This window comes from Bradyrhizobium sp. MI1.7 (genome assembly GCF_055811795.1).
Genome location: NZ_JBVVPO010000071.1, coordinates 1 through 6,533 on the forward strand (window position 1 = coordinate 1; position 6,533 = coordinate 6,533).

Annotated in this window: 5 protein-coding genes; 3 read left to right on the forward strand and 2 right to left on the reverse strand. The window is 64.7% G+C overall.

What is annotated here, in order from left to right:
• Positions 1–198 precede the first annotated feature (198 nt).
• Positions 199–1,758 (reverse strand): winged helix-turn-helix domain-containing protein, encoded by a 1,560-nt coding sequence (locus AC0L3X_RS38510; RefSeq protein WP_063980802.1) that lies wholly within the window; start codon positions 1,756–1,758, stop codon positions 199–201.
• A gap of 484 nt (positions 1,759–2,242) precedes the next feature.
• Between AC0L3X_RS38510 and pcaB the strand changes: the two genes are divergently transcribed.
• The gene (gene pcaB, locus AC0L3X_RS38515) at positions 2,243–3,604 is read left to right on the forward strand and encodes a 3-carboxy-cis,cis-muconate cycloisomerase (protein ID WP_063980803.1); all 1,362 of its coding nucleotides are present in this window, start codon (positions 2,243–2,245) and stop codon (positions 3,602–3,604) included.
• A gap of 112 nt (positions 3,605–3,716) precedes the next feature.
• Complete coding sequence (locus tag AC0L3X_RS38520) at positions 3,717–4,973, forward strand: aminopeptidase (RefSeq protein ID WP_063980804.1); 1,257 nt, start codon at positions 3,717–3,719, stop codon at positions 4,971–4,973.
• A gap of 137 nt (positions 4,974–5,110) precedes the next feature.
• Here the strand turns inward: AC0L3X_RS38520 and AC0L3X_RS38525 are convergent, their stop codons facing one another.
• Positions 5,111–5,665, reverse strand: a complete 555-nt coding sequence (locus AC0L3X_RS38525) for a hypothetical protein (protein WP_063980805.1) — start codon at positions 5,663–5,665, stop codon at positions 5,111–5,113.
• 239 nt (positions 5,666–5,904) lie between these two features.
• On the opposite strand from AC0L3X_RS38525, the gene AC0L3X_RS38530 reads away from it, so the two are divergent.
• On the forward strand, positions 5,905–6,360 hold the full coding sequence (locus AC0L3X_RS38530; protein WP_063980806.1) for a cupin domain-containing protein: 456 nt from the start codon (positions 5,905–5,907) through the stop codon (positions 6,358–6,360).
• Positions 6,361–6,533: the final 173 nt, after the last annotated feature.

The following is a 6,533-nucleotide window of genomic DNA, read 5'->3' on the forward strand; positions in this document are numbered from 1 at the left end:
GCTGTTTACCCTCCCCTGGAGGGGGAGGGTCGATCGCGCGAAGCGCGAGCGGGGTGGGGGATCTCTCCACGCAGGCAGTGTTCATTGTGGAGAGACCGTCACCCCACCCCGTCTCTCATCTTCGCTGCGCTCAGATGCGAGCCGACCCACGGGCGAGCTACGCTCGTCCCGGACCCCTCCAGGGGAGGGTAAACAGCATCACCTCATTCCCGCGCGCCGAAACCCCTGCAGATAGTGCTCGCGATCCTCTGCCCGCCGCATCGGCAGCTCGCGCGTGAGCCAGGCCAGCGAGATGCCGGGCTGGGTGCGTTGCAGGCCCCGCAGCGCGTACGCCGCGAGTTGAGGATCGCCCAACATGCCGGCGGCGGCCGTCAGCACGCGATGGGCGCCGACGAAATCGGCGCGCTGCCGCATCGATTCCCGCGCCATCTGCACGGCGCCCTCATAGTTGCGGCCGATGAACTGGGCATAGGCGGCTACGCCGCAATAGATCGCCGCGAGCGGATCGCGCGGGCTCAGCCGCAGCGCGCGGCGAGCGGCGGCATCGCCGTCTCGCCATCTCCCGGCGTAGCACAGCGTCACGCCGTAGAAAGCGTGCGCCATCGCAAAATTCGGATTGAGTTGCAGCGTCAGCTCGAACTCAGCCAGCGCGTCGTCGAAGCGGCGGCGGAACAAATAAGTGTAAGCCAGACCGTGATGGGCCCAGGCGTCCTCGCGATCGGCTTCCACCGCCGCGAGCGCCGCGCGTTCGGCGACCGGCACGGTCATGGCCATGTCGGCCCAGCCCATATGCGCGCCGAAGATATGGCTGGTCGCGAGCAGGCCCAGCGCCTTGCCATAGGCGGGATCGATCGCGGTCGCCTGTTCCAGCAGTCCTTGTGCGGCGGCGTTGTCCTCGCGCGTGATGCGCCAATAATGCGACAGCGCACGCATCACGAGGTCCCAGGCGTCGAGGCTGCCCGGTGGCTTCTGCTGGGCACGAAAGCTTTCGGCGGTATAGAGCTGCGGCTCGATCGCGGCGACGATCGCCTCGGTGATCTCGTCCTGCACGGCGAAGATGTCGGCAAGCTCGCGGTCGTAGCGCTCGGCCCAGAGATGGCTGCCGGTCGAGACGTCGTTGAGCTGCGCCGAGATGCGCAGGCGATCGCCGCTGCGCCGCACGCTGCCTTCGAGCACATAGCGTACGCCGAGCTCGCGCGCGACTTCGTGCATGTGAACGGCGCGGCCCTTGTAGACGAAGGAAGAGTTGCGGGCGACGACGAAGAACCAGCGCAGCTTCGACAGCGCCGTGATGATGTCCTCGCTGATGCCGTCGGAGAAATAGTCCTGCTCGCGGTCGCCGCTCATATTGGTGAAGGGCAGCACGGCGATCGCGGGACGGTCGGGCAGCGCGAGCGCCGCCTGCGGCGCCTGGGCGACACGGCCCGGCTCCGGCAAGGCCGCGCCGCGCTGCGTCTGGACAGCGCCGACGAAACGAAAGCCCTTGCGCGCGATGGTGCGGATCAGCGCCTGGTTGGCTCCGCTGTCGCCGATCGCCTTGCGCGCCGCGTTGATCCGGCTGGTCAGGGTGGATTCGGAGACGCTGCGCCCGTGCCAGATCTTGTCGATCAGCTCATCCTTGCTGACCACCCGGTCGCGGTTCTCCATGAGGTGGACGACGAGGTCGAAGACCTGCGGCTCCACGGCCACGGGAACCTGCTCGCGGCTCAGCTCGCGCCGGTCGGTGTCGAGAAGGTGGTCCCGGAACATAAACTGCACGTCGAAAACTCAACCCTCGCAATGACATCAGGCAATGATGAAATCAGAATGGATTTCGACTCTAAGACTGTGAGTCCGCTGAGCGGCCTGCCGGGTTCACCACGATCGCGTGATGGCTGCTATGCCGTTTTCGGATAGGAATGCAACTTGAATGAGAATGTGGCGGGTCTGGTGCGCGGGCTGCGCACATAGCCCGATCTTGCCGCGCTCACAATTTATCCCGTCCCCCTGAAGTGGCCGCCTTGTCACGGCCCTCGAAGGGCGACGGCCCGGCTGCATCGCGGCCGCTCATCACTTCGAGGCGCTTCGTGCGCCGCCGCGCGTCGCACGCTTCGCATCTCAGGATGACGGGGTGATGGAGCGATGCGCCGTCGTAATGTCGTCGTACGGCATCGAATGTGTGGCGAGCCATGAATGTCCATTGCCGAACAGCGCGGCCCGCGTAAGCTGCTCTCACACAAACGCAAACCATAAAGAAACGCCCATGCCCGCTTTTCCCGCCTCGACGACCGTGCTCGATTCCATGCTGTTCCGCGACGCCTTCGGCACGCCCGAGATGCGCGAAGTGTTTTCCGATGTCGCGCTGGTCGGACGCTATGCCGAGGTCGAGGTGGCGCTGGCGAAGGCGGAGGCGAAGTGCGGCGTGATCCCGCAGGAAGCCGCCGACCAGATCGCGGCGCGGACCGACGTCGCCGCATTCGATTTCGATCTGCTGCGACAGGAGACCGACATCGTCGGCTATCCGATCCTGCCGCTGGTGCATCAGATGGTGAAACAGTGCGGCGAGGCCGGCCGCTACGTGCATTGGGGCGCAACCACGCAGGACATCATGGATACCGCGGTGGTGCTGCAATTGCGCGCCGCGCTCGGGATCGTCGAGCGCGACATCGCCGAGCTGCGAAACATCCTCGCGGACCTCTCGAAGCGCTACCGCGACACGCCGATGGCCGGCCGCACCCATCTCCAGCAGGCGCTGCCGGTGACGTTCGGCTACAAGACCGCGATCTGGCTCGCGATGTTCGACCGCCACGCCGAGCGGCTCGTGCAATTGAAGCCGCGCGTGCTGGTCGGACAGTTCGCCGGCGCCGCCGGAACGCTGGCCTCGCTCGGCGGCAAGGGGTTCGAGGTGCAGGAGGCGCTCTGCGTCGAGCTCGAGCTCGGCGTTCCCGCCTCGACCTGGCACGTCGCGCGCGACGGCTTTGCCGAGGCCGTGAACTTCCTCGCGCTCGTCACAGGCTCGCTCGGCAAGATCGCGCTCGACATCATGATCATGGCCTCGACCGAGTTCGCCGAGGTCTACGAGCCCTTCGTCAAGGGCCGCGGCGCCTCCTCGACCATGCCGCAGAAGCGCAACCCGATCTCCTCGGAGCTGATGCTCGCGGCGTCCAAGGCGGTGCGCCAGCATGCCGGTCTGATGCTGGATGCGATGGTGCAGGATTTCGAGCGCGCCACCGGGCCCTGGCATGCCGAATGGATGGCGATCCCGGAAAGCTTCGTGCTGACCGCCGGCGCGCTGCACCAGGCGAAGTTCGCGCTCGCAGGCCTCATCGTCGATGAAAGGAAGATGAACGACAATCTCGCCATCAGCCGCGGCCAGATCGTGGCCGAAGCGGTCATGATGGGGCTGGCGCCGCAGATCGGGCGGCAGGAGGCGCATGACGTGGTCTATGATGCCTGCCGGCTCGCCAATGAGAAGGGTCTGACATTGGCGGACGCGCTCTCGTCCGACCCCCGCGTCTCCGTCAGGATCGACCGTGCCACGATCGAAGCGCTGACTTCACCGAAAAATTACCTCGGCCTTGCGCCTGCCATGGTCGACCGGGTGCTGAAATCGGCAACGCGTTGAAAACCAAAATGCGCGAAACTCCGTATCTCTCCGTGTCGCAAGGCGCTCGCGCACTTGCGCCTTGCGATGCTAGACTTAGATTGAACGAGAGAGCTTCGGCAGAGGACCCCGCATGATTGATCACCGCAATTCCGCCGTTCCCATCGATCCCGTGAAACTCGACCGGCTGGCCGAGGTGGCGGTGAAGGTGGGCCTGGGCTTGCGGCCGGGACAGGATCTGCTCTTGACGGCGCCCGCGATCGCGCTGCCGCTGGTGCGGCGGATCGCCGTGCACGCCTACAAGGCCGGCGCCGGTATCGTGACGCCGATCCTGTCGGATGAGGAGATGACGCTGGCGCGCTACCGCCACGGCCAGGACAACAGCTTCGATCGTGCCGCCAACTGGCTCTATGAGGGCATGGCCAAGGCGTTCTCCGACAACACCGCGCGGCTCGCCATCGTCGGCGACAATCCGATGCTGCTGTCCGGCGAAGATCCTTCCAAGGTGGCGCGCGCCAGCAAGGCCAATTCGATAGCCTATCAGCCGGCGCTGGAAAAAATCGTCAATTTCGACACCAACTGGAACATCATCGCCTATCCGAGCCCGTCATGGGCCAAGCAGGTCTTCCCTGATGATCCCGAGGACATTGCGATCGGCAAGCTGGCAGACGCGATCTTCGCGGCCTCCCGCGTCGACCGCGAGGATGCGATGGGCAATTGGGCGAGCCACAACGCGGTGCTGCGCGAGCGCACCAACTGGCTCAACGGCCAGCGCTTTCGCGCGCTGCAATATTCAGGTCCCGGCATCGACCTCTCCATCGGGCTGGCCGACGGACATGAATGGGAGGGCGGCGCCTCGCTGTCCAAGAACGGCATCAGTTGCAACGCCAATATCCCGACCGAAGAGGTTTTCACAACGCCGCATTGCCGGCGCGTCTTTGGCCATGTCGTGAGCTCGAAGCCGCTGTCCTACCAGGGCACGCTGATCGACAACATCGCGGTGCGCTTCGAGGACGGCAGGATCGTCGACGCAAAGGCCTCGCGCGGCGCGGAGGTGCTGAACAAGGTGCTCGACACCGACGAAGGCGCGCGGCGTCTCGGCGAGGTGGCGCTGGTGCCGCATTCCTCGCCGATCTCGCAGAGCGGGCTGTTGTTCTACAACACGCTGTTCGACGAGAACGCGGCCTCGCACATCGCGCTCGGCCAGTGCTATTCGAAGTGCTTCGTCAACGGCGCGCAGCTGACGCCGCAGCAGATCGCCGCGCAAGGCGGCAACCAGAGCCTGATCCATATCGACTGGATGATCGGTTCTGCCGAGACCGACATCGACGGCATTCTCGCCGACGGCAGCAAGGTGCCGGTGTTCCGCAAGGGCGAGTGGGCGAAGTAGTCCGCCGCTGCTCGTCATGCCCGGGCTTGTCCCGGGCATCCACGTTCTTTGTGCCGCTAGGCGTGGATGGCCGGGACAAGCCCGGCCATGACGATGATGGTGGAAGGTTCAAGCCCCAGCGCTGGCGTCACGCGCTCTCACGCCGCCGCGTTGCGCAGCATCCGGTTGTTGTCGATGCTGAAGCGGTTGAACAGCGTCGTGAACGGGCTGCCGTCGGTGGCCCGCACGATGACGTCGGACGTGGCGACCGCCTCGTAAAGCGCTTCGATGGGATCGTCCGCATCGGGCAGGTCGAGGCTGCCGCGAATTTCCTCGCGGGCCGCGTTGACGTCATCCTCCTGGTCGAGTGTCGCCTCAAGCGCATCCGCCGCGCGCCGCATCTCTGCGAGATCGCCGCCGGCGGAGAATTTGAGGATGTCCAGCCAGTAGGGGTGGGCGACAAAGAGCTGGATGAAGGCCTCGAACGTGCCGGCGATAATTCCTGCGCGGCCCTCCGATGAGACGTAGAGCACATTCCGCGATGGCAGCAGCACGAAGGTGCCGCCGCAGCCGTCGCTGCCGATCTGCCGGGGGTTTTCGACGCCGTCGATGGTGAACCAGGGCTCATCTTCGGTTGCGAAGGAAACATCGAGGCTGCCGAGCCAGGCGACGACCTCGCCTTGGGCTGTCAGAACCTCCGGGGTGAGGGGCATCGGTGCGGGCTCCTTCGCTGGTCACTTTCGCGCACTTTGTCGCACCCCAGAAAAGATGGGTTCATGTGCGCGAATTTGCAGGCAAATCCCGACGTTAACCTCGTCGCGCCTGCAACTTGCGGCTGATTGTCGGCGCCTGCGTAAGAAAGAATTAAAAACCGGCTACTAGCGTTCCAACATCTTTGGAAACAATCCGGGCCCAGACCCGGCCATACATATTTTATTCCCTGGGGAAGCAGATGTCGCCGTCATTGATTGAAATCAGTAGTTGCAACGTGGATCTCGAGCTGCGGCCGATCGAGCCGTCCTGGATTATCGAAGGCAATCCGGTGTCGCGCTCGCACATCCTGTCGACCAGCGCCGACGGCACCGCCTCGACCATCATCTGGCACTGCACCGAAGGGCGCTTCAACTGGTACTACGACATCGACGAGACGATCATGATCATGGAAGGATCGATCGTGCTCGAAAGCGACGGCATGCCGCCGAAGCGTTACGGCCCGGGCGACGTCATTTTCTTCCGCGACGGCGCGCATGCCAAATGGCATGTCGAAGGCCACGTCAAGAAGATCGCCTTCTGCCGCAAGACCAATCCCGTGATGATCGGATTCCTGATCCGCGTCGTCAACAAGCTCAAGCGGATGTTCGTCTCCGCCGGCGAGCGCCGCCCCGCCTCGCTGTTGGGGGCTGGCTAGAGTTCAAGCATTTTCAAGGACGCTTCCCAGCGGCCACGACGGAAGAGGGGCCGGGGCCAACATACCCGCCCCACTTATAGGCATGACGGCAGTTCGAGCCGGTAGACATAGCGCGCCGTCTGCGAGAACAGCCCCGTCTTGTAGGCCGCGCGCAAGGGCGCCGCGATAAGCGT

What these genes read in the sequence shown, in the direction of transcription:
- pcaB (WP_063980803.1), top strand. Translation starts at nt 2,243, where the DNA reads ATGCCCGCTTTTCCCGCCTCGACGACCGTGCTCGATTCCATGCTGTTC.
- AC0L3X_RS38520 (WP_063980804.1), top strand. Translation starts at nt 3,717, where the DNA reads ATGATTGATCACCGCAATTCCGCCGTTCCCATCGATCCCGTGAAACTC.
- AC0L3X_RS38525 (WP_063980805.1), bottom strand. Translation starts at nt 5,665, where the DNA reads ATGCCCCTCACCCCGGAGGTTCTGACAGCCCAAGGCGAGGTCGTCGCC.
- AC0L3X_RS38530 (WP_063980806.1), top strand. Translation starts at nt 5,905, where the DNA reads ATGTCGCCGTCATTGATTGAAATCAGTAGTTGCAACGTGGATCTCGAG.